The organism is Frateuria hangzhouensis (genome assembly GCF_026410505.1).
Taxonomy (GTDB): Bacteria; Pseudomonadota; Gammaproteobacteria; order Xanthomonadales; family Rhodanobacteraceae; genus Frateuria_A; species Frateuria_A hangzhouensis.
This window is the reverse complement of record NZ_JAPMIU010000001.1, coordinates 404,260-430,411: the sequence shown is the minus strand read 5'-3', so window position 1 is coordinate 430,411 and position 26,152 is coordinate 404,260. Positions and strand designations below refer to the sequence as shown.

At 67.6% G+C, this 26,152-nt stretch carries 16 protein-coding genes; 11 read left to right on the top strand and 5 right to left on the bottom strand.

Features of this window, described 5'->3' with window-relative positions; genetic code table 11:
- Window positions 1–244: 244 nt before the first annotated feature.
- Entirely contained in the window at window positions 245–1,405 is a 1,161-nt protein-coding gene (locus tag OSC30_RS01925; protein WP_267170127.1) for an acyl-CoA dehydrogenase family protein, read from the top strand.
- A 63-nt stretch (window positions 1,406–1,468) separates the two neighbouring features.
- Here OSC30_RS01925 and OSC30_RS01920 read toward each other — a convergent pair whose 3' ends face one another.
- From OSC30_RS01920 to OSC30_RS01910, 3 genes are all read right to left on the bottom strand, one after another.
- The gene (locus tag OSC30_RS01920; RefSeq protein WP_267170126.1) at window positions 1,469–2,515 is read right to left on the bottom strand and encodes an acyltransferase family protein; all 1,047 of its coding nucleotides are present in this window, start codon (window positions 2,513–2,515) and stop codon (window positions 1,469–1,471) included.
- Between the two features lie 93 nt (window positions 2,516–2,608).
- Complete coding sequence (locus OSC30_RS01915) at window positions 2,609–5,788, bottom strand: multidrug efflux RND transporter permease subunit (protein ID WP_267170125.1); 3,180 nt, start codon at window positions 5,786–5,788, stop codon at window positions 2,609–2,611.
- 12 nt (window positions 5,789–5,800) lie between these two features.
- Window positions 5,801–7,006 carry an efflux RND transporter periplasmic adaptor subunit gene (locus tag OSC30_RS01910; RefSeq protein WP_267170124.1) on the bottom strand — a complete coding sequence of 402 codons (1,206 nt, stop codon included), beginning with the start codon at window positions 7,004–7,006 and terminating at the stop codon, window positions 5,801–5,803.
- A 572-nt stretch (window positions 7,007–7,578) separates the two neighbouring features.
- On the opposite strand from OSC30_RS01910, the gene OSC30_RS01905 reads away from it, so the two are divergent.
- The 3 genes from OSC30_RS01905 (at window position 7,579) to OSC30_RS01895 (ending at window position 14,461) form a co-directional block, all read left to right on the top strand.
- Window positions 7,579–12,507: an NAD-glutamate dehydrogenase gene (locus tag OSC30_RS01905; protein ID WP_267170123.1), complete on the top strand. Its 4,929-nt coding sequence runs from the start codon at window positions 7,579–7,581 to the stop codon at window positions 12,505–12,507.
- 170 nt (window positions 12,508–12,677) lie between these two features.
- Entirely contained in the window at window positions 12,678–13,439 is a 762-nt protein-coding gene (locus OSC30_RS01900) for an NAD kinase (RefSeq protein WP_267170122.1), read from the top strand.
- Between the two features lie 98 nt (window positions 13,440–13,537).
- Window positions 13,538–14,461: a 5'-nucleotidase gene (locus OSC30_RS01895; protein WP_267170121.1), complete on the top strand. Its 924-nt coding sequence runs from the start codon at window positions 13,538–13,540 to the stop codon at window positions 14,459–14,461.
- A 145-nt stretch (window positions 14,462–14,606) separates the two neighbouring features.
- Here the strand turns inward: OSC30_RS01895 and OSC30_RS01890 are convergent, their stop codons facing one another.
- Window positions 14,607–15,482, bottom strand: a complete 876-nt coding sequence (locus OSC30_RS01890) for a DMT family transporter (RefSeq protein ID WP_267170143.1) — start codon at window positions 15,480–15,482, stop codon at window positions 14,607–14,609.
- Window positions 15,483–15,600: 118 nt separating this feature from the next.
- On the opposite strand from OSC30_RS01890, the gene OSC30_RS01885 reads away from it, so the two are divergent.
- The 4 genes from OSC30_RS01885 (at window position 15,601) to OSC30_RS01870 (ending at window position 20,420) form a co-directional block, all read left to right on the top strand.
- Window positions 15,601–16,770: an acyl-CoA dehydrogenase family protein gene (locus tag OSC30_RS01885; protein ID WP_267170120.1), complete on the top strand. Its 1,170-nt coding sequence runs from the start codon at window positions 15,601–15,603 to the stop codon at window positions 16,768–16,770.
- Window positions 16,771–16,881: 111 nt separating this feature from the next.
- Entirely contained in the window at window positions 16,882–17,433 is a 552-nt protein-coding gene (locus OSC30_RS01880) for a GNAT family N-acetyltransferase (protein WP_267170119.1), read from the top strand.
- Window positions 17,430–18,032 carry a glutathione S-transferase family protein gene (locus OSC30_RS01875; protein WP_267170118.1) on the top strand — a complete coding sequence of 201 codons (603 nt, stop codon included), beginning with the start codon at window positions 17,430–17,432 and terminating at the stop codon, window positions 18,030–18,032. The genes OSC30_RS01880 and OSC30_RS01875 overlap by 4 nt, the downstream gene beginning before the upstream one ends.
- A 120-nt stretch (window positions 18,033–18,152) precedes the next feature.
- The gene (locus OSC30_RS01870; protein ID WP_267170117.1) at window positions 18,153–20,420 is read left to right on the top strand and encodes a thiamine pyrophosphate-dependent enzyme; all 2,268 of its coding nucleotides are present in this window, start codon (window positions 18,153–18,155) and stop codon (window positions 20,418–20,420) included.
- A gap of 205 nt (window positions 20,421–20,625) precedes the next feature.
- Here the strand turns inward: OSC30_RS01870 and OSC30_RS01865 are convergent, their stop codons facing one another.
- Window positions 20,626–22,308 (bottom strand): GGDEF domain-containing protein, encoded by a 1,683-nt coding sequence (locus OSC30_RS01865; RefSeq protein ID WP_267170116.1) that lies wholly within the window; start codon window positions 22,306–22,308, stop codon window positions 20,626–20,628.
- A 433-nt stretch (window positions 22,309–22,741) separates the two neighbouring features.
- Between OSC30_RS01865 and OSC30_RS01860 the strand changes: the two genes are divergently transcribed.
- From OSC30_RS01860 to OSC30_RS01850, 3 genes are all read left to right on the top strand, one after another.
- Entirely contained in the window at window positions 22,742–23,299 is a 558-nt protein-coding gene (locus tag OSC30_RS01860; RefSeq protein ID WP_267170115.1) for an NADPH-dependent FMN reductase, read from the top strand.
- 110 nt (window positions 23,300–23,409) lie between these two features.
- A complete protein-coding gene (locus OSC30_RS01855) occupies window positions 23,410–23,835 on the top strand; it encodes a heavy metal-responsive transcriptional regulator (RefSeq protein ID WP_267170114.1) in 426 nt (141 codons plus the stop codon).
- Window positions 23,832–26,144: a heavy metal translocating P-type ATPase gene (locus OSC30_RS01850; protein ID WP_267170113.1), complete on the top strand. Its 2,313-nt coding sequence runs from the start codon at window positions 23,832–23,834 to the stop codon at window positions 26,142–26,144. Before OSC30_RS01855 ends, OSC30_RS01850 begins: the two co-directional genes overlap by 4 nt.
- Window positions 26,145–26,152: the final 8 nt, after the last annotated feature.

The window sequence follows — 26,152 nt, the reverse complement described above, 5'->3', positions numbered from 1 at the left end:
GCGAGCTCATCCGATGCCGGCCCGTGGTCCCTGCGACCACCTCGACGAGGCCTCATACATAGACGCAGCCGGTCGTTCTTGACAGCAAACGGGGGTTGACCGTGGAGGCGAGTCCATACATAGGGTGGGCTTCAGCCCACCTGCACTGGGAATCGGTGGGCTTAAAGCCCCCTACGCCCGCCCTACGGGCCCGCATGCGGGTTAGGCTAAACTAGTGGGCTTTCGCCAGCCTTGGAGCCCACCCATGGATTTCAGCTTCACCGAAGACCAGCTCTCGATCCAGTCGATCGCCCGGGATTTCGCTTCGAAACGGATCGCGCCGGTGGCCGCCGAGCTGGACGCCAAGGGCGAGTTCCCGCTGCAAAACATCCGCGAGATGGGCCAGATGGGCCTGATGGGCATCGAAGTGCCGACCGAGTACGGCGGCGCCGGCATGGATCCGGTCGCCTACGTGCTGGCGATGATCGAGATCGCGGCGGCGGACGCGGCCACCTCGACCATCATGTCGGTCAACAACTCGCTGTTCTGCAACGGCATCCTGAAGCACGGCACCGAGGAGCAGAAGCAGACCTACGTGCGCGCGATTGCCTCGGGCGAGGCCATTGGCGCCTATGCGCTGACCGAGCCGCAGTCGGGCTCCGACGCCTCGGCCATGCACACGCGTGCGACCAAAAATGCCGACGGCGACTGGGTGATCAACGGCAAGAAGAGCTGGATCACCTCCGGCCCGGTGGCGCGCTACATCGTGCTGTTCGCGATCACCACGCCGGGCATCGGCGCCAAGGGCGTGTCGGCCTTCATCATCGATACGCAGAAGAAGGGCTTCCTGGCGGGCAAGACCGAGCCGAAGCTGGGTATCCGCGCTTCGGCCACCTGCGAGATCGAGTTCAACGACTACGTCTGCGCCAAGGAAGACCTGCTGGGCCAGGAAGGCAAGGGTTTCGCGATCGCCATGGGGGTGCTCGACGCCGGTCGCATCGGCATCGCCTCCCAGGCCGTCGGCATCGCCCGCGCCGCCTATGAGGCCACGCTGCAGTGGTCGCGCGACCGCAAGGCCTTCGGCGCGCCGATCGGCACCTTCCAGATGACTCAGGCCAAGATCGCCGACATGAAGTGCAAGCTTGATGCCGCCACGCTGCTCACCCTGCGCGCAGCCTGGGCCAAGAGCCAGGCCGAGAAGAACGGCGGGCGGTTCGGCACCGAGGCGGCGATCGCCAAGCTCACCGCGTCGGAGGCGGCCATGTGGATCAGCCACCAGGCGGTGCAGATCCACGGCGGCATGGGTTACTCGAAGGAGATGCCGCTGGAGCGCTACTTCCGCGACGCCAAGATCACCGAGATCTACGAGGGCACCAGCGAGATCCAGCGCATCGTGATCGCGCGCAACGAGACCGGCTTGCGCTGAGCACGGCTGGAGCGCCTGCGCCGGCCAACGAGCGGGCGCTCCAGGACTTCCCGGGAGGATGCTTCATGCGGCGTGGTCCGGAAACCAGCGCCGCAGCCGGCGCTTGAGTTGCAGCGCCGGTGCCTCGACCGCGTGCCAGGAACACCAGGCGACGGCGCAGGTAAGCAACACGGCGACCGGCAGCGACCCGGCCAGGGAAGGCGTGCCCGGCCAGTACCGCACCACGCACTGCTGCACCAGATAGGCATAGATATAGATGCCGTAGGAAAGGTCACCGAAGACGCCGGCGGCCTGGATTCCCGGCGTGCTGGCGGACCCGGCCACGAGCGTCGCCGGCACCAGGACGAGCCACTCCGCCGTCCAGTAAGCGCCGGCGGCGATCGCGACGGCCACCAGGGCGACGCCTGCCACCAGGAGCGGGCCGCGGAAGCGTAGGCATTCGCTACGGAATTGCCAGGCACACACGCCGCTGAGGAAGAATGCAGTGTAGAGCGGCTGGACGGCGTTGCCGTGCCCGGCTTGCACCAGTAAGACGGCCAGGGCCAGCAGGCAGACCCACCGCCGGCGCAGGCCGATCAGGCCCAGCAGGGCCAGGTAGAGATAGCACTTGAACTCCAGCGGGATGCTCCACCAACTGCCGTTGACCGCAGAGGCGCCCGGGTCGTACGCGACCTTGGGGAATACGCCGGGCAACTGGTAAACGGTGCGGAATTGCAGGTTTTTTGCCACGAATTGCCAGGTGGCGTGCCCGAGGTAGTCGTGCAACGGCAGGATGGTCAGCAGGGCACCTGCGGCGGCAATGGCGAGCGTGGCCACGGCCAGCGCAGGCCACAGGCGCAACAGGCGCCTAAGCAGGAATCGCATGAGGTGCGGATCGCGGTACCAGCTCTGGGCAACCAGATAGCCACTGATGATGAAGAACACCATCACCGCCGTCTCGCCCAGCGTATGTTCGGCGAAGGCGGGCTGCGCCTCGCCAAGCAGATAGAACTGGTGCGAGCAGAGCACCAGCAGGGCGGCGATCAGCCTCACGGCATCGAAATTATTGACGCCTTCGGCGATCTTCAGGGACCTGGTGGCCGTGGTGGCGGCTGCCGGGCTTTCGTGCATGACGGTCATCCTTGCGTGCTCCACTGCTTCCGTGCGTGCTGGCCCGGAAACGACGCAGGCCCGGGTCACCGGGCCTGCGCGTAACGGTGTGGTTCAGTGCCCGCGGCGTGGGTCCGAATCGAACGTATGCGGCCCGTTGCCGATCGCCGGCTGCGCCGGACCGTCGCCATCGAGCTTGTCGCCCAGCAGGCGGCGTACCACCACATAGAACACCGGGATCAGCAGCACACCCAGGAACGTGGCGAACAGCATGCCGCCGATCACGCCGGTACCGATGGCGTGGCGAGCGTTGGCGCCGGCGCCCGAGGAGATGAACAGCGGGAACACGCCCAGGATGAAGGCCAGCGAGGTCATCAGGATCGGGCGCAGGCGCAGGCGGGAGGCCTCGATCACGCCCTCGCGCAGCGTCTTGCCATGCTGCTGCTGTTCGACGGCGAACTCCACGATCAGGATCGCGTTCTTTGCCGCCAGGCCGATCACCGTGATCAGGCCGATCTTGAAGTAGATGTCGTTCGGCAGCCCGCGCAGCAGCGTGAACACCACCGCACCCAGCAGGCCCAGCGGCAGCACCAGCAGCACCGAGACCGGGATCGACCAACTCTCGTAAAGCGCGGCCAGCGCCAGGAACACGATCACGATCGACAGCACCATCAACAGCGTGGCGGCGTTGCCGGAAAGGATTTCCTGATAGGACTGGCCGGTCCAGTCGAAGCCGTAGCCCTTGGGCAGCTGGTTGGTGACGATATCCTCCATCTCGGTCATGGCCTCACCCGAGGCGTGGCCCGGCGAGGGCGAGCCGACGATCTGCACCGCGGCGTAACCGTTGTAGCGGTTCAGCGACGGCGAGCCCATCTGCCAGTTGGTGTGCACCACGTTGGACAGCGGAATCATCTCCGGCGTGCCCGCGTCGGTGGTTTGCGTGCTGCTGGGGGTGAAGAAGTGCTGCAGCGCGTCCGGGCTCATGCGGTAAGGCGCGTCGGCCTGCATGATGACCCGCTTGATGCGCCCGCCGTAGGTGAAATCGTTGACATACACCGGGGCCAGCATCAGGCCGACCGCGTTGTAGATGTCACCGACCGACAGCCCCATCGACTGCGCCTGCACGCGGTCCACGTCCAGGTGCAACTGCGGGGCATCTTCGAGGGTATTGGGACGCACACCGGTCAGCACCGGATCCTGGCCGGCCTTGCCGAGCAGGGTGTTGCGCGCCTGCGTCAACGCCTCGCGGCCGAAGCCGGCACGATCCTGCAGGTACATGTCGAAGCCGCCGAACTGGCCCAGGCCCTGCACCGTGGGGATGTTCACCACGAAGATGCGCGCATCGTGGATCTGGAACAGCGCTCCGTTGGCGCGCTGGATGAACTCCGCCGCGGTGACGTCGCGCTCGGACCAGTCCTTGAGCTTGATGAAGGCCATGCCGGCGTTCTCGCCCGAACCGATGAAGCTGAAGCCGGCCACCTGCAGAACGGTGTCGACCGCCGGATCCTTTTTCAGCACCCGCAGCATCTCGCCCATCACCTGTTCCGTGCGCTCCTTGGTGGCGCCAGGCGGTAGCTGGATCACCGACATCGCGTAACCCTGGTCCTCCTCGGGCAGGAAGCTGCCGGGCAGGCGGGTGTACAGGAAGACGCCCAGCACCGCGACCAGCACGAACACGAACATCCAGCGCGGCGCGTGCCGAACGGCGCTGCCGACGTGGCCGGTGTAGGTGCGCGTGGTCCAGTCGAAGAACTGGTTGAACTTGCGGAAGACGACGTTCTTCTTCTTGTGGTGCTCGGGCTTGAGGAAGCTCGCGCACAGTGCCGGCGTGAAGGAAAGCGCCAGGAACGCCGAGAAGCCCATCGATACCGCGATGGTCAGCGCAAACTGCTTGTAGATGATGCCCGAGGCGCCCGGCTGCAGCGCCGAGGGCACGAACACCGCCGTCAGCACCACGGTGATCGCCACCACCGCGCCGGTGATCTGGCCCATCGCCTTGCGCGTGGCTTCCTTGGGCGAGAGGTTCTCCTCGGTCATGATGCGTTCGACGTTCTCGATCACCACGATCGCGTCGTCCACCACGATGCCGATCGCCAGCACCATGCCGAACAGGGTCAACTGGTTGATGGTGAAGCCCAATACCAGCATGCCCAGGAAGGTGCCCAGCAGTGCCACCGGGATCACCAGCGTCGGGATGATGGTGGCGCGGATGTTCTGCAGGAACAGCAGCATCACCAGGAACACCAGCACGATCGCCTCGATCAGCGTGTGCACCACTTCGTCGATGGAGATCCTCACGAAGGCGGTGCTGTCGTACGGGCTGAACCAGCTCACGCCCGGCGGGAAGCTGGGGGCCAGCTCATTCATCTTGCCGCGCACGGCGGTGGCCACGTTGAGCGCATTGGCGCCGGGCAGCAGCTGGATTGCGAAGGCGCCGATCGGCTTGCCGTCGACGGTGGTATTGAAGCCGTAGTTGCCGGGCCCGAAGCTGATCCGCGCCACGTCTCCCAGTTTCACCGTGGTGCCATCGGGGTTGGCGCGCAGGATGATGTTGGCGAACTGCTCGGGACTGGTGAAGCGGCCCTCGGTGGACACCGTGGCGGTGAAGCCCTGGCCGGGCAGTGCCGGGTCGGCACCGATCGAGCCGGCGGCGAACTGCACGTTCTGCGCGCGGATCGCGTTGAGCACCTGGGTGGCCGAAAGGTTGTAGCCATGCAGCTGGTCCGGATTGAGCCAGATGCGCATGGCGTACTCGGAGCCGAACTGGTTGGTGCTGCCCACGCCCGGCACGCGCGAAATCTGGTCGAGCACCTGCGAGCCGACGATGTCGCCCAATCGGTCGCGGTCGATGTTCGGATTGTCGGAGGTCAGCGCCACCACCATCAGGAAGCCGGAGTTGGCCTTGGCCACCACCACGCCCTGCTGGGTCACTTCCGAGGGCAGGCGCGGCGTGGCCAGCGAGACCTTGTTCTGCACCTGCACCTGGGCGATGTCCGGGTCGGTGCCGCTTTCGAAGGTCAGCGTGATGCTGGCGCGACCACTGGCGCTGGACGAGGAGCTGAAATACAGCAGATGGTCGATGCCGGTGAGCTGCTGCTCGATGACCTGGGTGACCGCCTTCTCGGTGGTCTCGGCGCTGGCGCCCGGATAGGACGCGTTCACCGTCACCGAGGGCGGCGCGATGTTGGGGTAGGACTCCACGCCCAGGTTGAGAATGGCCAGTACGCCACCCAGCGAAATCAGGATGGCCACCACCCACGCGAAGATCGGGCGGTCGATGAAGAAACTCGGCATGTCGGCGCTCCGTTACTTGCCGCGCGCGGTCGCGGCGGCGGCCGGCGCCTTGTCGGCGGAAGGCTTGCCGCCGGAATCGGCCTGCGGCTGCCACGGCGTGGCCTTGGCCGGCGCGCCTTCCTTGACGTTCTGCACGCCCGAGACGATCACCTTCTCGCCTGCCTTGAGGCCGCTGGTGACGATCCAGTCGCCGCCCGACATGGCGCTGGTGGTGACGGGGTGGCGCACGACCTTGCCATCCGCGCCCACGGCGAACACATAGGCGCCCGTGGTATCGCGCAGCACCGCGGCCTGCGGAATGACGAACACGTTGTGGCGCTGGCCCAGCGAGGCTTCCAGGGTGACGTACATGCCCGGCAGCAGGGCATGCTCGGGGTTGGGCATGCGCGCGCGCAGCTTCACCGCGCCAGTGGCCGGATCGACGGTGGCGGCGGAGAAGTCCACCGTGCCCGGCTCGCCGTAGGCGCTGCCGTCGGGCAGCGCCACGCGCACCTGGGCGCTGTCGTTGCCGGCCAGCGACACGTTGCCCTGGCCCTGCGCCTGACGCAGTTGTTCGAGTTCGGACACGCTCATGGTGAAGTTCACGTACAGCGGGTCGATCTGGTCGACGGTGGTGAGCAGGGTCGCCTCGCCCTGGCCGACCAGCGCGCCCTCGGTCACCTGCTGCTGCCCGGCGCGGCCGTCGATCGGCGAGCGCACATCGGCATAGCCCAGGTTGATCTTGGCCGACTCCACGGTGGCGCGAGCCTGCTGCACCGCCGCGGCGGCACTGCGCTCGGTCGCCAGCGCGTTGTCCAGGTCGGCCTTGGAGACATAGCCCTTGGGCGCCAGCTCGCGGGCGCGGCTGGCGTTGACCTTGGCGTTGGTGTAGCTGGCCTGGGCCTGCGCCAGGCTGGCCTGGGCCGCGCCCAGCGTGGCCTTCAGCGGCGCCGGGTCGATCTCGAACAGCAACTGGCCCTTCTTGACGTCGGTGCCTTCTTCGTAGGTACGCTTGAGCAGCACGCCGGGCACGCGGGCGCGCACGTCGGCGCTGCGGAACGCGGAGAGGCGACCGACCAGATCCTTGGTCAGCGGCACCGTCTGTGGCTTCAGGGTGATCACTCCCACCTGCGGCGGCGGCATCTGCTGCGGCCCCTGCGATTGCTCCTCGCCGCCGCAGGCGGCCAGGGCAAGCATTCCGAGGCACAGGGCCAGGGTGCGCGTTGTCGTGGACTTCATGGGAACTCCATTCTTATGTCGTGATCGGGGGACACGGCGGGGAAGCCGGCGAGCATACGTGCGATGGCGTGACCGACCAGTGCCAATGGTCGTAACACGACGTGCCGGCGGCGGGCGGCCGTCGGCGGGAAGTGCGCAACTATACCGACGAGTTTACATTTTGCGAACCGTCGCCGCCAAGATCTTGCGGACGGCTGAAAGTTGTGTGCAAAGCACCATCCCCGCGCAGCCGGAAGGCCAGCTTTCGGAAATTCCTTGTAGGAGCGCCCTTGGGCGCGACCGCCATCTGTGCCGCCACGGCACAGTGTTGGATAAACGCGGTCGCGCCCAAGGGCGCTCCTACGGCGGCCGGGCAAGGCGAAAGACCGCACCCTCACCCAACCCAGGCCCCGGCTGCGCCGGCCTGGGCATGCGCATCCACAGCGAACACGGCAGAGGCCCACAAAAAATCCCCTCAGCCCCCGCCGCTTCAGGCTTCGTCTGTGGAATCGCCCTGACGCCAGGCGTATCCTTTTGGGGCTTTGCGCCTCCCCAGCGCGGGCACCTTTCGTTTCCACTGACAAGCAGATGCCATGAATGCCATTCGCGCGACCAGCGACAGTCCGGTTCCCCCGGCTGTCTTCGAGGAACTGAAGAACAGCGGTTTTCCGACCCGGCGCCTTGATGAGGCGCAATTTTTTATCGGAGCCTTCTTCGCGCGGATGGCGCATAGCGACGTGGACCTGCATACGCCGGCGGAGTGGGCAGCGCTCACCGCCGGCCTGCTCGATTTCATCCAGCAGCGCGAGCCGCGCCTTGCCAAGGTACGGGTGTTCAATCCCGAGCGCGGCCACGCCGGTCGCACCGTGATCGAAGTGATCACCGACGACATGCCTTTCCTGGTCGATACGGTCAGCATGGTGGTCTCCGACGCCCTGCAGATCCATGGCGTCATCCATCCGGTGATCAGCGCCACGCGCGATGCCAAGGGCCAGTTGCAGGGCCTGGGCGAGGGCGGCAAGCCGGAGTCGGTGATGCATTTCGAGGTCGACCGCGTCGCCGACGAGGCCGCCCAGGCCGCGCTCAAGGCGCGCGTGGAAGCGGCGCTTGAAGACGTGCGGGTCGCCGTGGACGACTGGTCGGCCATGCGCGACAAGGCGCTGGCGATCGCCGCCGAGCTTCCCCAGCGCAAGCTGCCGCTGGGCGAGCGCAGGGTGGGCGAGGCATCCGATTTCCTGCGCTGGCTGGCGGACGAGAACTTCACCTTCCTCGGCTATCGCGAATACGAAGTGACCGAAGCCGATGGCGAGGATGTGTTGTGCGCGGTCAACGATTCGGGCCTGGGCATCCTGCGCGGCAGCGAGCGCTCGGTCGCGCCGCGTTCGCTGCGCAGCCTGGTCGCCTCGGAACTGCCGCAGTCGGGCTCGACCGACGCGGTGATCCTGACCAAGACCAACGCCCGCTCGCACGTGCATCGTCCGGGCTACATGGATTACGTGGGCGTGCTCAAGTTCGGAGAAGATGGCAAGCCGGTGGCCGAGCAGCGCTTCCTGGGCCTGTTCTCATCCAACGCCTACATGGCGCGCCCGCAGGACGTGCCGCTGGTGCGCCAGAGGGTCGAGGCGGTGCTGTGCCGCTCGGGCCTGAAGCGCGATTCGTATTCCGGGAAATCCCTGCGGCACATCCTCGAGACGCTGCCGCGCGACGAGCTGTTCCAGAGCAGCGAGGACGAGCTGTTCGGCATTTCCTGCGGCATCCTGGACCTGCGCCAGCGGGCCCGCACGCGCCTGTTCGTGCGCCGTGACCGCTACGGCCGCTTCTACACCTGCCTGGTCTACGTGCCGCGCGAGCGCTTCAACACCACCGTGCGCGAGCGCATCGAGAATCTGCTGCGCGACGCGCTGCACGGCGAACACGTGGATTCGGCCGTGCTGATGGGCGAGGCCGCGCTGGCCCGCCTGCACGTGGTGGTGCGCCCGAAGATCGGCGACCGCCCCAACTACGACAGCGCGGCGCTGGAACAGGCGGTGGCCGCGATCGTGCGCAACTGGCACGACGACGTACGCGACGCGCTGGTCGCCGCGCGCGGCGACCACGCGGGCGTGGTGCTGGCCAACCGCTACGTCAAGGCATTGCCGGTCGGCTACGTCGACGAGGTGAGCCCGGAAGTGGCGGCCGAGGACGTCTGGGAGCTGTCGCAGCTCGAAGGCGACGACGCCGTGCGCATGTCCTTCTACCACCCGCCGCAACGGCCGGACGAACTGCGCTTCAAGGTCTACCGTTCCGGCAGCGACATCGCGTTGTCCGAGGTGCTGCCGCAGTTGGAGAACCTGGGGCTGCGCGTACTCACCGAGCATGTCTACGACGTGCGCAATGGCGGCACGCCGCTGTTCATCCAGGATTTCGAGGTGCAGCCGGTCGGCCACCTCACCTTCACCGTGGAGCAGGTCGGCGAGCTGTTCGAGGACGCCTTCGAGCAGATCTGGCGCGGCAACGCCGAGAACGACGGCTTCAACCGCCTCGTGCTCGGCGCCAAGCTCAACTGGCGCCAGGTCGCGATGCTGCGCGGCTATTGCAAGTACCTGCTGCAGGCCGGCGTGTCGTTCTCGCAGGCCTACATGGAAGACGCGCTCAACCGCTATCCGGCCATCGCCGGCCTGCTGGTGGAGCTGTTCAATGCCAAGTTCGATCCGCGCCGCGAGAGCCTGTCGGCCGGGGAACTGAAGACCGCCGGCGAGTTGCTCGCCGCCGAGATGCGCGTGCTGATCCCGGGCAACGTGCAGGCGCCGCAGCCGGCCCTGGTCGATGGCCTGGTCGCCATGCTCCAGCGCCCGCGCGCCGATCAGGTCGCGGTGACCGAGGACGCCGTCGCGGCGCTGTTGGAAAACGTTGCCAGCCTGGACGACGATCGCATCCTGCGCAGCTTCCTGGGCGTGATCCGCGCCACCCTGCGCACCAGCTTCTTCCAGCAGTGGGACGGCGCCCACCGCCCGTACATCAGCTACAAGTTCGACTCGCACCAGGTGCCCGAGCTGCCCAAGCCGGTGCCGTACCGCGAGATCTTCGTGTCGGCCGCACGCGTGGAAGGCATTCACCTGCGCTTCGGCGCGGTCGCCCGTGGCGGCCTGCGCTGGTCCGACCGCCGCGAGGACTTCCGCACGGAGGTGCTGGGCCTGGTCAAGGCGCAGATGGTCAAGAACACCGTGATCGTGCCGGTCGGCTCCAAGGGCGGCTTCTTCGTCAAGCGTCCGCCGGTGGGCGCCGATCGTGACGCGCAGATCGCCGAGGGCATCGCCTGCTACAAGATGTTCATCAACGGCCTGCTCGACATCACCGACAACCTGGTCGAGGGCAAGGTAGTGCCGCCGCACGAGGTGGTGCGCCACGATCCGGACGACCCCTACCTGGTGGTGGCGGCCGACAAGGGCACGGCGACCTTCTCCGACATCGCCAACGCCATTTCCATCGAGCACAACTACTGGCTCGGCGACGCGTTCGCCTCCGGCGGTTCGAACGGCTACGACCACAAGGGCATGGGCATCACCGCTCGTGGTGCGTGGGAATCGGTCAAGCGCCACTTCCGCGCGCTCGGCCGTGATTCGCAGGCCGAGGATTTCACCTGCGTCGGCATCGGCGACATGTCCGGCGACGTGTTCGGCAACGGCATGCTGCTGTCCGAGCACATCCGGCTGGTGGCCGCGTTCGACCACCGGCACATCTTCCTGGACCCGACCCCGGATGCCGCGACCTCCTTCGCCGAGCGCCAGCGCATGTTCAAGGTGCCGCGCTCGAGCTGGGACGACTACGACAAGTCGCTGATTTCCGAGGGCGGCGGCGTGTATCCGCGCAGTGCCAAGTCGATCCCGGTCTCGCCGCAGGTGCGTGCGGCGCTGGGGCTGAAGGACGACGCGACCCAGCTCACCCCGAACGAGCTGATGAGCGCGATCCTCAAGTCACCGGTCGATCTGCTGTGGAACGGCGGTATCGGTACCTATGTGAAGTCCTCGCAGGAGACCAACGCCGACGTCGGTGATCGCTCCAACAACGGATTGCGCATCAACGGCGGCGACCTGCGCTGCAAGGTGGTGGGCGAGGGCGGCAACCTGGGCTTCACCCAGAAGGGCCGCATCGAGGCCGCGCAGCGCGGCGTGCTGCTCAACACCGACTTCATCGACAACTCCGCTGGCGTGGACACCTCCGACCACGAGGTGAACATCAAGATCCTGCTCAACGACGCGGTGCGCCGCGGCGAGCTGACCGAAGAAGGCCGCAACACGCAGCTTGCCGCGATGACCGACGAGGTCGCGCAACTGGTGCTGTGGGACAACTACCGGCAGAACCAGGCAATCACCCTGATGGAACACCAGTCGGTCAAGCGGCTGGGTTCGATGGCGCACTTCATCCGCGAGCTGGAGGGACAGGGCCTGCTCGACCGCCAGGTGGAGAACCTGCCCTCCGACGCGGAACTGGCCGAGCGCAAGGCACGCCACCAGGGCCTGACCCGGCCGGAACTGTCGGTGCTGCTGTCCTACGACAAGATCAAGCTGTTCCAGCAGCTGCTCGAGTCGGACGTGCCGGAAGACCCGTACCTGTCCAAGGAACTGGTGCGCTACTTCCCCGAGCCGCTGCACGAGAAGTACGCCGACAACATGCAGCGTCACCGCCTGAAGCGGGAAATCATCGCCACCGCGGTGACCAACTCGACGATCAACCGCATGGGTGCCACCTTCATGCTGCGCATGCAGGAGGATACGGGCCAGGGTCCGGCGGCGATCGCCAAGGCCTACACCGCCGCGCGCGAGATCCTCGACGCACGCGAGCTGTGGGCCGAGATCGAGGCGCTGGACAGCAAGGTCGCCGAGGACACCCAGATCGACGCGGTCATGCAGATCTGGTCGCAGCTGCGGCACATGACCCGCTGGCTGCTCAACCGTCCGGGCGGCACGCTGGACATCGCCGCCAACGTCGAGCGCTACCAGGCCGGCGTCAGCGCGCTGCGCCAGGCGCTGCCCGACGTGCTGACGCCCACCGGCAAGGCCGATTTCGAGATCAGCTGCGAAAAGTGGGAGGGCCTGGGCGTGCCGGCCGGGCTGGCTGTGCGGCTGGCCCGCATGCCGGTGCTGCGCGCGGTGCTGGATATGTGCGAGGTCGCCCAGCAGAGCGGCCAGCCGATCACCACCGTCGCCGGGGTGTTCTACCAGCTGGGCGAGGCGCTGGACCTGGAATGGCTGCGTGGCCAGATCGAGGCGTTGCCAGTGGAAGGCCACTGGCATGCGCAGGCACGCGGTTCGCTGCTGGACGAGCTCAACCACCAGCACCGCGCCCTGGCGCAGCAGGTGCTGGCATTGGTCGGCGAGCGCAAGGACGTCTCGCCGGTGCAGGCGTGGCTCGAGCGCGACGATGCCACGCTCAAGTACACCCGCAGCATGCTGGCGGAGATCCTGACCCAGAACGCGGACTACCCGATCGCCTCGGTCGCGGTCCGTCGCCTGGCACAGCTGGCGCAGGTGCCGGTGGGTTGATGGATTTGCTCCTCCCCCTGCTTGCAGGGGGATGTCGGGAGGAGGTAGCTCGCCCGGAGCGTAAAAGCACCCCTCCCCGACCCTCCCCTGCAAGCAGGGGAGGGAGCAAATCTGCTGGATCACCATGGGCTGCGCTAAGCTCGAAGCATCCCTCGCCACGCCGGACGCCCATGCGCTTCGCCTTCGTCGCCAGCGACACCGCCGTCGCCCAGCAGGCCCGCCGCAAGCTGGCCGAACGCTACGGCGACCTGCCGCCGCTGGAGGCCGAGGTGATCGTGGCGCTGGGAGGCGACGGCTTCATGCTGCGTTCGCTGCATGCCCATCGCGCGCTCGACCTGCCGGTCTACGGCATGAAGCTCGGTCGCGTCGGCTTCCTGATGAACAAGCACCAGCTTGACGATCTGCCCGCGCGCATCGAACGCGCCCACGCCGCGCTGCTTTACCCGCTGCAGATGCGCACCATCGATGGCGCCGGCAACGAGCAGTTCGCGCTGGCGTTCAACGAAGTGTCGCTGTTGCGCCAGACCAACCAGGCCGCGCATCTGGAAGTGAAGCTCAACGACACGGTCAAGCTGCCCGCGCTGGTCTGCGACGGCATCATGGTCGCCACGCCGGCCGGTTCCACCGCCTACAACCTTTCTGCGCACGGCCCGATCCTGCCGCTGGATGCCAACGTGCTGGCGCTCACCCCGATCAGCCCGTTCCGTCCCCGCCGCTGGCGCGGCGCGATCCTGCCGCATCGCACGCAGGTGACGCTGCGCGTGCTCGAACCAGGCAAGCGGCCGGTGAGCGCCACCGCCGACTTCCTCGAGGTGCGCGACGTGCGTGTGGTGAAGATCTGCCAGGCCGAGGAGTGCGGCGTGAAGCTGTTGTTCGATCCGGAGCACAACCTGGAGCAGCGGATTCTCGATGAGCAGTTTGCGGCGGAATAGCAGCGGCCTTTGCTCCCTCTTCCCGGCCCGCCGGAAGGGGTTGGCGGAGAGGGAGGGTCTTCCGCACTCGGAACTTGCTCCTTTGCTAGATTGAGCCCATGACCATCCCCGACGCCCATGACCCCGGCGCAAGCACCGACAATCGCCTGGTCGTTGCCATCTCCTCGCGCGCGCTGTTCGATCTGGGCGACAGCCACGCGTTGTTCGAGCGCGACGGCCTGGACGCCTATCGCCGCTTCCAGATCGAGCACGAGGACCAGCTCCTCAAGCCGGGCGTGGCCTTTCCGCTGGTGCAGAAGCTGCTGGGCTTGAACAGGCTGGCCGGCGATGTGCCACCCGTGGAGGTGATCCTGCTTTCGCGCAATTCCGGCGATACCGGCCTGCGCATCTTCAATGCGATCCAGCACTACGGCATGGAGATCAGCCGCGCGGCCTTCACCAGCGGCGCTCCCACGTCGGATTACATCGCGCCGTTCAAGGCCGATCTGTTCCTGTCGGCCAACGCCGAAGACGTCGGCCGCGCGCTCGCCGCGGGCGTCGCGGCCGCCACCATCCTGCCCAGCACCGCGCCGCCTCGTGCCAGCGAGCAGCTGCGCATCGCCTTTGACGGCGACGCGGTGATCTTTGGCGACGAGGGCGAACGGGTGTCCCGCGAGGAGGGTCTGGAAGCCTTCCACCGGCGAGAGACCGAGCACGCTGCCGAGCCGCTTTCGGTCGGCCCGTTCCGTGGTTTCCTGACCGCGCTGCACCGCCTGCAGACCGCCTTTCCGGCGGAAGATTCGCCGATCCGCACCGCGCTGGTCACCGCCCGATCGGCGCCGGCGCACAAGCGCGTGATCCTGACCCTGCGCCGCTGGGGCGTGCGCATCGACGAGGCGCTGTTCCTGGGAGGCCGCGACAAGGGCCCGTTCCTGGATGCTTTCGGCGCCGACATCTTCTTCGACGATTCCCCCGCCAACGTGGAATCGGCGCGCAAACACGTCGCCACCGGCCACGTGCCGCACGGCGTCAGCAACCGCTGAGCCACGAGGCGTCCATGAACCTGGCGAGCTGGACGCTGCTGTTCGCCACCGACTGCCTATTCGCCCTGTGGGTGCTGCGCTGGGGTGGCGCCGACTGGCTGGAGGGCTGGCGCGCCTCGGTCCTGCCAGCCATCCCTGCGGTGATTCAAACCAGCTTGATCCGCCGCCACCAGCCGGTCACCTGGTCCTCGCGCACCAGGGTGAACAATCCGGCGCCCAGGATCAGCACGATGCCGGCCAGCATCGGCCAGTCCAGCGAATCGCCGAACAGCCAGTAGCCAAAGCCGATCGCCCACAGCATCTGGCTGTACTGGGTCGGCGCCACGCGGTTGGCGGGAATGAGCTGGGTGGCCAGCATCAGCAGCACGCCGGCCAGCCCGGCGAGCAGGCCGTAGCCGGCCAGCAGCCACCACTGGTACAGGCTTGGCCAGGTGAACGAGGTCAGCGTCAGCAGGCCGCCGATCGCCAGCGGGCCGATCACCCCGGCGCCGTACAGGCTGATGCGCTTTTCGTGTGCTCCGGCCTTGCGCAGCGCGACCATCGAGATCGCGCCGGCCATCCCGCAGGTCATCGCTGCGAAGTGGCCTACGCCCAGCTGGCGGAAGCCCGGGCGCAGCACCACCAGCACGCCGATAAAGCCCGCCAGGACCGCCGACCAGCGGCGCCAGCCCACGTGTTCCTTGAGAAAAATCACCGAAAGCACGGTCACGAAGATCGGCATCAGGAAGATCAGCGCGAACGCCTCGGCCATCGGCAGGTGCGTGAACGCCACCACGGCCGACAAATTGGTGGCCGCGCCGGTCACCGCACGGATCCACCACAGCGACGGGCGCCTGGCGACGAACACCTCGTGCCAGCGGTCGCCGGGCTTGCGGATGAAGGGAATCGCCACCAGCCCCAGTACAGCCCCGAAGAACACCGCCTCGAACGCCGGCAGCGTGCCGTGCAGCGATTTGACGAAGGCATCGCTGATCGCATAGGCGGCGTAGCAGGCAAAACCGAGGAGTACGCCCTTGAGCATGGGGATCCGAAGATTGGACGAAAGCGGCAGGCGGCCGCGGGCCGGTAGCGGTCCCGGCATGACCTGCCGCCGCCACGGGCGGTAGAATGCCGGGCTTGTCCCTTCAACGGAACCCAGCATGGCCGCCCGCCTCGATCCGCTCGACCTGTACGACGTCCGCTCGCTGCTCACCGACGAGGAGCGCATGGTGCAGGACACCGTCGGCCGCTTCGTCGACGAGAAGGTGCTGCCGATCATCGGCGACTGCTTCGACCAGGCCCGCTTTCCGAAGGAGCTGATCCCGGAGATCGCCAACCTGGGCCTGCTCGGCGCGACGATTCCGGAAAAGTACGGCTGCGCCGGTATGAACGGCGTGAGCTATGGCCTGATCTGCCAGGAACTGGAGCGCGGCGATTCGGGCCTGCGCAGCTTCGCCTCGGTGCAGAGTTCGCTGTGCATGTACCCGATCTATGCCTACGGCACCGAAGAGCAGAAGGCGCACTACCTGCCGAAGATGGCGGCGGGCGAGGTGATCGGCTGCTTCGGCCTGACCGAGCCGCACGGCGGCTCCGACCCGGCCAACATGAAGACCAACGCCAAAAAGGACGGCGGCGACTGGGTCATCAACGGCGCCAAGATGTGGATCACCAACGGCAACCTGGCCCACATCGCGATCGTCTGGGCACAGACCGAGGACGGCATCCAGGGCTTCATCGTGCCGACGGACACCAAGGGTTTCACCGCGCAGGAAGTGCACAAGAAGATGAGCCTGCGCGCCTCGGTCACCAGCGCACTGTTCTTCGACAACGTGCGCGTGCCCGAAGCCAGCCGCCTGCCCAACGTGAAAGGCCTGAAGGGCCCGCTGGGCTGCCTCACGCAGGCCCGCTACGGCATCACCTGGGGCCCGATCGGCGCCGCGCAGGCGTGCCTGAAGGAAGTGCTCGACTACACCGCCGAGCGCATCCTGTTCGGCCGGCCGCTGGCCTCCAACCAGGCCGTGCAGTTGAAGATGGCCGACATGGCCCGCCGCATCACCACCGCGCAACTGCTCTCGCTGCAGCTCGGCCGCCTGAAGGATGCCGGCACCATGCAGCCGACCCAGGTTTCGCTGGCCAAGTGGAACAACTGCCGCATGGCCATCGACATCGCGCGCGACTGCCGCGACATCCTCGGCGGTGCCGGCATCACTACCGAGCACTCGGCCATCCGCCACGCGCTGAACCTCGAATCGGTGATCACCTACGAGGGCACCGAGACGGTGCACCAGTTGGTGGTCGGCCGCGAACTGACCGGCATCAACGCGTTCTGATGTTCCTTCTCCCTCCGGGAGAAGGTGGCGCGTAGCCACGGATGAGGGTTCGGCCATGTCGCAAGGGCAAAACCTGCGGCAAGCCGAATCCTCTCTTCAAGGAGCCAGGCCTTGCACGTTCCGGACATCCGCATCGAAACCGACCGCCTGATCCTGCGGCCGCCGCGCATCGAGGACTTCGATGCCTACGCGGCCAACATGGCCGACCTGGAAGCGGCCCGCTTCATCGGCGGGCAGCAACCACGCGCGCTGGCCTGGCGCGGCTTCCTGGCATCGGCCGGCGCCTGGACGATCCAGGGCTTCTCCATGTTCTCGGTGATCGAAAAGGCCAGCGGCCACTGGATCGGTCGGCTCGGCCCGTGGTTCCCCGACGGCTGGCCGGGCACCGAGGTCGGTTGGGGCCTGGCGCGCGCCGCGTGGGGCAAGGGTTACGCCGTCGAGGGTGCCATCGCCGCGATCGACTGGGCGTTCGACAATCTGGGCTGGAGCGAGGTCATCCACTCGATCCATCCGGAGAACAAGCCTTCGCAGGCGCTCGCGCAACGGCTCGGTTCGACCAACCGCGGCCCGGGCAGGCTGCCACCACCCTACGAGCGCGAGCCGACCGAGATATGGGGCCAGACGCGGCAGCAGTGGATCGCCCGGCGGAGCGCGAACGCATGATCACCATCTACGGCATGCGTGCCTCCGGCAACTGCTACAAGCTGCAGTTGCTGCTCGACCAGCTGGGCCGCGATTACCGCTGGATCGATGTCGACAGCGCGCATGGCGCGACGCGCACACCCGAATACCTGGCGATGAACCCCAACGGCAAGGTGCCGCTGCTGGAGCTGGAGGATGGCCGGCGGCTGGCGGAGTCGGACGCGATCCTGTGCTATCTCGCCGAGGGCACCGCGTTCTGGCCCGACGACCCTTGGTTGCGCGCGCAGACGCTGCAGTGGCTGTTCTTCGAGCAGTACAGCCACGAGCCGTGCATCGCGGTGGCGCGCTTCATCCGGGGCTGGTTGCCGGCCGGGCATGCGCGACAAGGCGAGCTGCCGGCGCTGCTCGAGCGCGGCAAGGGCGTGCTGGGGGTGATGGAGCAGCACCTGGCCGGTCGCGAATGGTTCGTGGGCGGGCGTTACGGGCTGGCCGACATTGCGCTCTACGCCTATACCCATTGCGCCGGCGATGGTGGGTTCGACCTGTCGCCCTATCCGGGCATCCTTGCCTGGTTGGCCCGCGTGCGGACGCAGCCGGGGCACACGCCCATGCAACACTGATCGCCTCCCTTGTAGGGGCTCACTTGTGGGCGATGCTTCTGGTCGGCCGCCGCCAAGAGCATCGCCCACAAGTGGGCTCCTACGAAACACGTCCTCTACCTTCTTCGCATAGATCACGCCATGTCCCTCCCATTCCCCATCACTGCCCGCCATAAAGGCTTCAACCGCGCCGAAGTCGTCGACCAGAACTTCACCGAGTTCGTGAAGCTGTGGGAAGGCGAGGTGCGCACGGCGCCGCGAGACGACGAATCGGTGCTGCCGGGCAGTGCGCTGGATGCGCAAGGCTTTCGCGAGTTGATGGAATCGCAATTCATCAGCCGCCACCTGGACCTGATGGCGCGGGTGCTGCGCGTGCAGAACAAAGTGTTCTACACGATCGGTTCGTCCGGCCACGAAGGCAACGCGATGGTGGCGCGGCTGACCCGCCACACCGATCCGGCGTTCCTGCACTACCGCTCCGGCGGCTTCATGGCCGAGCGCTTCCGCAAGCTGCCGGGCATGGATCCGGTCATGGATTCGGCACTCTCCTTCGCCGCCAGCAAGGACGATCCGGCCTCCGGCGGCCGCCACAAGGTATGGGGTTCGAAGCCGTTGTGGGTGCTGCCGCAGACCTCCACCATCGCCTCGCACCTGCCCAAGGCGCTGGGCACCGCGGTCGCGATCGACCACGCCCGGCGCATCGGCCACCAGTTGCCGGTGCCGGACGATTCCATCGCGATCTGCTCGTTCGGCGATGCCTCGTCCAACCACGCGACGGCGCAGACCGCCTTCAATGCCGCGGGCTGGACGGCCTACCAGAAGCTGCCCGCGCCGGTGCTGTTCGTGTGCGAGGACAACGGCATCGGCATCTCGGTGAAGACGCCGACCGATTGGGTCGCCGCCAACTACCGCTCGCGCGCCGACCTGGACTATTTCTACGCCGACGGTCTGGACCTGGCCGACGGTTACGCGCAGGTGCAGCGCGCGGTGGAGCACTGCCGCAGCACGCGCCGGCCGACCTTCCTGCACCTGAAGACCACCCGCGTGATGGGCCATGCCGGCACCGATTTCGAGATCGAATGGCGCAGCATCGAGGAGCTGTGCGCGGTGGAGGCGACCGACCCGCTGCTGCGCTCGGCCGCGATCGCGCTGGAATCGGGCCTGTACTCGAAGGACGAACTGTTGGCGCTTTATGAGGCCACCCGCAAGCGCTGCTTCGCCGGCGCCGAGGAGGCCGACCGCCGGCCCAAGCTCGATCGGCTGGACGATGTGATGACGCCGCTGGCGCCGTACACGCCTGCCCAGGTCAAGGCCGAAGCGGAGCGCGCCGACTACGGCGATGCCCGCCTGAGGGCCTTCGGCGGCGACGACAAGCTGCCGGAAAATCAGGCGCCGCGCCACATGGCCATCCAGATTGGCCAGGCGTTGCACGACATCATGGCCAAGTACCCGGAGTCGCTGCTGTTCGGCGAGGACGTGGCGCAGAAAGGCGGCGTCTACACGGTCACCAAGGGTCTCCACAAAGCGTTCAAGAACACCCGCGTGTTCAACACCCTGCTGGACGAAACGGTCATCCTGGGCCTGGCCCAGGGCTACGCCAACATGGGCATGCTGCCGATCCCGGAGATCCAGTACCTGGCCTACTTCCACAACGCCGCCGACCAGATCCGCGGCGAGGCGGCCAGCCTGCAATTCTTCTCCAACGACCAGTACCGCAACCCGCTGGTGATGCGCGTGGCCTCGCTGGGTTACCAGCGCGGCTTCGGCGGCCACTTCCACAACGACAACTCGATCGCCGCATTGCGCGACATCCCCGGCCTGGTGGTCGGTTGCCCCAGTCGCGGCGACGATGCGGCCACCATGCTGCGCACGCTCACCGCACTGGCCAAGGTGGACGGACGCGTCTGCGCCTTCCTCGAACCCATCGCGTTGTACATGGCCAAGGACCTGTACGAGCCCGGCGACGGCCAGTGGCAGTTCGTCTATCCCGCCCCGGGCGAAGCCATGCCGCTGGGCGAGGGCAGGGTCTACAACGGGAAGGCGAAAGACCTCGTGGTGTTCACCTTCGGCAACGGCGTGCCCATGGCGCTCCGCGCTGCGCGCACGATCGAGGCGGAGCTCAAGTGGAAGGTGCGCGTGGTCGATCTGCGCTGGCTGGCACCTCTCAACGACGCTTTCATCGCGGCGCAGGCGAAGACGGCCAAGCGCATCCTGGTGCTGGACGAAGGCCGCAAGAGCGCCGGCGTGGGCGAGGGCGTGATCACCGCGATCGTGGAGGCAGGCCTGGGCGCCACCCCGCTGGAGCGCGTGGTCGGCGCCGATACGTTCACTCCGCTTGCGGGCGCGGCGTTCCTGGTGTTGCCCGGTGAGGCGGACGTGGTGGCTGCGGCGCACAAGCTCGCCCCCTAGTGGGCGCCGCACGCAGTCTCGAAGAAATGGTCGGCGCTTTGTGTAGGAGCGCGCCCTGTGCGCGACCCTGAGCCTCACGTTACGGTCGGTCCTGCAGGAGATCGAGCGGGCGTGTAATTCGAGGCTGCCTGCAGTAGCGCGCTCGGGCGCGACCGGGTGCTGCTGTAGTCGCGCGCCCTGGCACTCCAGGAACGACAGGTCTGCGTCAGGGCTCCACTTCGCTCACGCGCGGCCAGGCCTGGTCGGTGATCCCGGGCGGACGGTCGTACAGGCGCGCCTGGTTGCGGCCGCTGACTTTGGCCTGATACATGGCCTGGTCGGCGCGTTCGATCAGCATCTCCACCGTGTCGATGGAGGTACGCATGGCCACGCCGATGCTCACGCTGAGCATGAACTCCTGGTTGACCGGGATCTCCAGCCGATGCACGCGCCGGCACAGGCGCGTGGCGACCTGCATCGCCTGTTCCTGCACCACGCCGTCGAGCATCGCGATGAATTCCTCGCCGCCGTAGCGACCGAGCAGGTCGGACGGACGCAGCTCGGCGCGTAGCGCCTCGGCCACTTCGATCAGTGCGTGGTCGCCGGCGCGATGGCCTTGCTGGTCGTTGAGCAGCTTGAAGCGGTCCAGGTCCAGGAACAGCAGGGCGACCGGCCGGCCGGTGCTTTCCTCGAGCAGTGCCTCGGCGCCCTCGCTCCAGGCGCGGCGGTTGAGTACGCCGGTGAGCGAATCGTTGTCGGCCAGCGCGCGCACCATGTCGCGGTCGCGGCGCATGGTCAGCGCGCGGTCACCCAGGCCGATCGACAGCACGATGGCCTCGAACGCGCCCGCCACCACGCTGGCGTCGCTGATCCAGCCCATGCCGGGCAGGGCGCCGCTGAGTTGGGCGGTGGACAGTGCGGTGAGCGCCAGCAACGGGGTCCAGCCGACCAGGAAGAACCAGGCGTGGCGCGAGCCGTGCGAGGCCGCCACGATGGCGGTGAGCAGCATCAGCAGCGCGCCCAGGATCAGCAGCGGATCAACCAGTGCCTGCGACACGTCCACCAGCAGGCCGATGGATGTACTGCGCATCAACGCCAGCAGCGGCATGCCGATGGCCAACGCCAGCACCGGCGCGCGCAGCAAGGGCGCAAACCGTTGCAACTCGCAGAAGCGCGTCATGAACAACGCCGCGAACGCCACCGAAAGCGCAATCCCCGCCGATTCGAGCAGACTGGCCGAAGGCGCCAGCCAGGTGGCCTCCAGAGGATGGAACAGGAAGCCGGTCTGGATGCTCTGGATCAACGCGTAGCAGAAGATGTAACCGGCGTACCAGGAAAAGGTGTTGTCGCGCAGCATCAGCGCGAAACACAACGCCATCAACGCCATCGCCAGCATCACCGCGAAGCAGGCGCTGAACAGGGTCAGCCAATGCGCATCGTGCCCGAGGAAGGCATTGAGCGACTCCAGGTGGAAGCTGAGCGGCGGCGACAGCCCCTGCACTGGCTCCAGCCTCAACAGGATCAGCGTCGAGGCCGGCACGCTGGCCGGGTAGCGGAAGGCCAGCCGCCCGTGGCCCAGCGGCTGGCCGCCGCCGGCCTGGTCCAGCGCCAGCGTACTGATCGGACCTTCGCCGTCGAAAACCGTGATGCGGCCCAGCGCGGGCGGATAGATCGTCAGCACGCGCTCCTCGTCCACCCACGGCGGCTGCGGACGCAGCACCACCCAGGTGCCGGAGCCCTCGCGCGGGAAGCTGTGCAGCAGGGATGGGTCGAAGGCGGCAAGCTGGCCCTGGCGGAACTGCTCCAGCACCGCGGCGGGCGTATCGCCGGGACGCACCTCGCGCCAGCCACCATCGAGCAACATCGCGGCATGCACCACGCCGAACCACAGCCACAGCAGGCCGAGCACGCTTCCGGCCAACGGAAGCCTGCACCGGTTCCAGATCCTTGCTGCGGACGACCTTCGCATCCCCTCGACCCCGCTTGGCCCGGCTGCACATCCACGCAACCCGCGGCCGCCCCCTGGACAGGCCAGTCGGCTGCTTGCAGCCGGCGCGCCTGCGCTCGATAACGATCCTACGCGAATCGCCCGGTCCTTTCGCCCACCTTTTTGCGCATGAGCCAGGCGGAGAACAAGCAGGCTCTATGCCAAGGCCGGAATCGGTCGCGCGCCGCTCACGGCCCCTTGGCGGCATCGCCGGCATGCTCGCCGAATCGCGGCCGAGTCTGACCCTGTGGGGAAGCTATGGACCCATCCGAGCAATCTCGCCGCGGTTTCTTCACAGATGCATCACTTACACGAAGGGGCGTCGCCGACGCGATGCGCCCGGCGGAGAATTCCCATGAGCATCAAAGTGGCCGTACTGGTCGGCAGCCTGCGCAAGGACTCCTACAATCGCCGCCTGGCGCGTGCCGTCGAGAAGCTTGCCCCCGGCGAACTGGCCTTCGAACACGTCGATATCGGCGGCCTGCCGTTGTACGACCAGGACTTCGACAGCGACTACCCGGCGCCGTGCAAGGCGCTCAAGCAGCAGATCCAGGCGGTGGACGCCCTGTTGTTCGTCACGCCGGAGTACAACCGCTCGGTACCGGGCGTGCTGAAGAACGCCATCGACATCGCTTCGCGTCCGTACGGCACCAACGCCTTCGCAGGCAAGCCCGGTGCGGTGATCGGCGCGTCGATCGGCGCCACCGGCAGCGCGCTGGCGCAGCAGCACCTGCGCAACGTGCTCGCTTATCTGGACGTCCCGTTGCTGGGACAGCCAGAGGTGTTCGTGCAGTTCAAGGACGACGGCCCGGTGGACGCGAACGGCGAGATCACGGTCGACAGCACGCGCAAGTTCCTGCAGGACTTCGTCGATCGCTACGTGCAGTGGCTGCACACCGTTCTCGGGCGCTGAAGTAGGGCGGGCCCAGCCCATCCTCGTCTTTGCGCCGCAGGAGCCTGGCGCGTCGGTCCCGCTGTGTCGTGCTTGACTCTGGACCTTGATCAAGGGTCTAGACTTGGGCCATGAACACCCAAATCAGCCCATTGCTCACCATCGGTGCCCTCGCCAAGCGTGCCGGCGTGGCCATCGACACCATCCGCTACTACGAACGCGAAGGCTTGTTGCCCGAGCCGTCGCGGCGCCCATCCGGCTACCGCAGTTACGGCGAGGGCACGGTGGCGCAGTTGCGCTTCATCCGGCGCGCCAAGACGCTTGGCTTCACGCTGGAGGAGATCCGCGAGCTGCTGGCGCTTTCGGCGGACCGGCAGCGTGGGGTCAAGGCGGTCAAGCGGCGCGCGCAGCAGCGCCTGGCGGATATCGAGGCGCGCATCGCCGAACTCGACCGCGTGCGTGCCGGGCTGGCCGAATTGGTCGACGCCTGCCCGGGCCATGGCGCGCCGGAGCAGTGCCCGATCCTGCGAGCGCTGGTTGGGGAGGAGCGGCCGTGAGCGGCTGCAGCCATTCGGCCGGGGCGGCGGAAGCGCGCGATCCGGTCTGCGGCATGGCGGTCGATCCGGCCCGCACGCCGCACCACGCCGACCATGCGGGACACACCTACTACTTCTGCAGCGGGCGCTGCCGCGAGCGCTTTGTCGCTGCGCCCGGGAATTTTCTGGGCGAGCGTCCGGCATCGGCCGACGACCCCGGCGCCATCTACACCTGTCCCATGCACCCGGAAGTGCGCAAGGTAGGGCCAGGCGACTGTCCCAAGTGCGGCATGGCACTGGAGCCGCTCGCGCCCAGCGCGGAGGCCGACGATGGTGGCGAAGTGCGCGCACTGGCACGCCGCTTCGCCTGGCTGGTCGCGCTGACCCTGCCGGTGCTGGTGGTCGCCATGGGGCCGCACCTGGTCGGCCACGACTGGCCGGTGCGCTGGGCCGGCCCGATCGGCTGGCTCGAAGCGGTGCTGGCCAGCGTAGCGGTGCTGTGGGGCGGAGCGCCGTTCTTCCGGCGCGGCTGGCGTTCGCTCAGGCCGTGGTCGCCGAACATGTACACGTTGATCGCGCTGGGCACCGGCGTGGCCTGGCTCTACAGCGTGGCCGCGTTGCTGGTGCCGGGGCTGTTCCCGGTGGGCTTCCGTACGCACGGCCGGGTCGGCGTCTACTTCGAATCGGCCGCGGTCATCGTCACACTGGTCACGCTGGGCGACCTGCTCGAGCTGCGCGCGCGCCGGCGCACCGGCGAGGCGCTCAAGGCCTTGCTCAGCCTGGCGCCAAAGACCGCGCACCGCCTGGAACACGGTGACGAACACGAGGTGCCGCTGGAATCGGTGCGCGCGGGCGACCTGCTGCGCGTGCGCCCCGGCGAAAAGGTGCCGGTCGACGGCGTGGCGACCGAGGGCGAGAGCCACGTCGACGAATCCATGCTCACCGGCGAGCCGATGCCGGTCGCGAAGGGGGGCGGCGACCACCTCACTGCGGGCACTGTCAACCAGGACGGGACGCTGGTTTTGCGTGCCGAGAAGGTCGGCGGCGAAACCCTGCTGGCGCAGATCGTGGCGTTGGTCGCGCAAGCCCAGCGCAGCCGCGCACCATTGCAACGCGTGGCCGATCGCGTGGCCGCGTGGTTCGTGCCCGCGGTGGTCGCGGTGGCGTTGGTGGCCTTCGCTGCGTGGGCGGTGCTCGGGCCCGAGCCGCCCTTGGCACACGCACTGATCGCTGCGGTGTCGGTGTTGATCATCGCCTGTCCCTGCGCGTTGGGGTTGGCGACGCCGATTTCGATCATGGTCGCCAGCGGGCGCGGCGCGCAGGTCGGCGTGCTGTTCCGCGACGCAGCGGCGATCGAGGCACTGCATCGCGTCGACACGCTGGTGCTGGACAAGACCGGCACGCTCACCGAAGGCCGGCCCGCGTTGCGCGAGGTGGTTGCGCTCGGGGAGGTTCCGCGCGAACGGTTGCTGGCCCTGGCTGCGGCGCTGGAGCAGAGCAGCGAACATCCGCTGGCGCGCGCGGTGGTCGCGGGTGCGCAGGCCGGTGGTGTGGCGCTGCCCGCCGCCAGCGGTTTCCTCGCGCTCACCGGCCGCGGCGTGCGCGGTCGCGTCGATGGCAATGACGTCGCGCTGGGCAATGCGCGCCTGCTGCGGGAACTCGGGATTGCGCTTGGCGATGCCGTCGAGGAACAAGCCGAGCGGCTGCGCGGGGGCGGCGCCACCGTGATGTTCCTGGCCGTCGACGGTGCGCTGGTGGGGTTGGTCGCCGTGGCCGACCGCGTCAAGGCGGGCGCTCCCGACGCGCTCGATACGGTGCGCCGCGAGGGTTTGCGTATCGTCATGCTCACCGGCGACAACGCTACGACCGCGCAGGCGGTGGCGCACGAGTTGCGCATCGACGAAGTGCACGCCGATGTCTCGCCGGCGGACAAGGCCGCGGTGGTCGAGCAGCTCAAGCGCGAGGGCCGGCGCGTGGCGATGGCCGGCGATGGCATCAACGATGCGCCTGCGCTGGCTGCGGCGGACGTGGGTATCGCGATGGGCGGCGGCACCGATGTGGCGATGGAGAGTGCCCAGGTCACGCTCATCCGGGCCGAACTGTCGGCGATCGGGCGCGCGCGGGCGCTGTCGCAGGCGGCGGTGCGCAACATTCACCAGAACCTGTTTTTCGCGTTCGTCTATAACGCGGTGGGGGTGCCGCTGGCGGCGGGCGTGCTCTATCCGTTCTTCGGCGTCGTGCTTTCGCCGATGGTGGCGGCGCTGGCGATGAGTCTGTCGTCGGTGTCGGTGGTGAGCAATGCGTTGCGGTTGCGGCGTGTGGCCATTTGATCTGGGTT

Coding starts and splice junctions, on each gene's coding strand:
- OSC30_RS01925 (WP_267170127.1), top strand. CDS start 245: ATGGATTTCAGCTTCACCGAAGACCAGCTCTCGATCCAGTCGATCGCC.
- OSC30_RS01920 (WP_267170126.1), bottom strand. CDS start 2,515: ATGCACGAAAGCCCGGCAGCCGCCACCACGGCCACCAGGTCCCTGAAG.
- OSC30_RS01915 (WP_267170125.1), bottom strand. CDS start 5,788: ATGCCGAGTTTCTTCATCGACCGCCCGATCTTCGCGTGGGTGGTGGCC.
- OSC30_RS01910 (WP_267170124.1), bottom strand. CDS start 7,006: ATGAAGTCCACGACAACGCGCACCCTGGCCCTGTGCCTCGGAATGCTT.
- OSC30_RS01905 (WP_267170123.1), top strand. CDS start 7,579: ATGAATGCCATTCGCGCGACCAGCGACAGTCCGGTTCCCCCGGCTGTC.
- OSC30_RS01900 (WP_267170122.1), top strand. CDS start 12,678: ATGCGCTTCGCCTTCGTCGCCAGCGACACCGCCGTCGCCCAGCAGGCC.
- OSC30_RS01895 (WP_267170121.1), top strand. CDS start 13,538: ATGACCATCCCCGACGCCCATGACCCCGGCGCAAGCACCGACAATCGC.
- OSC30_RS01890 (WP_267170143.1), bottom strand. CDS start 15,482: ATGCTCAAGGGCGTACTCCTCGGTTTTGCCTGCTACGCCGCCTATGCG.
- OSC30_RS01885 (WP_267170120.1), top strand. CDS start 15,601: ATGGCCGCCCGCCTCGATCCGCTCGACCTGTACGACGTCCGCTCGCTG.
- OSC30_RS01875 (WP_267170118.1), top strand. CDS start 17,430: ATGATCACCATCTACGGCATGCGTGCCTCCGGCAACTGCTACAAGCTG.
- OSC30_RS01870 (WP_267170117.1), top strand. CDS start 18,153: ATGTCCCTCCCATTCCCCATCACTGCCCGCCATAAAGGCTTCAACCGC.
- OSC30_RS01860 (WP_267170115.1), top strand. CDS start 22,742: ATGAGCATCAAAGTGGCCGTACTGGTCGGCAGCCTGCGCAAGGACTCC.
- OSC30_RS01855 (WP_267170114.1), top strand. CDS start 23,410: ATGAACACCCAAATCAGCCCATTGCTCACCATCGGTGCCCTCGCCAAG.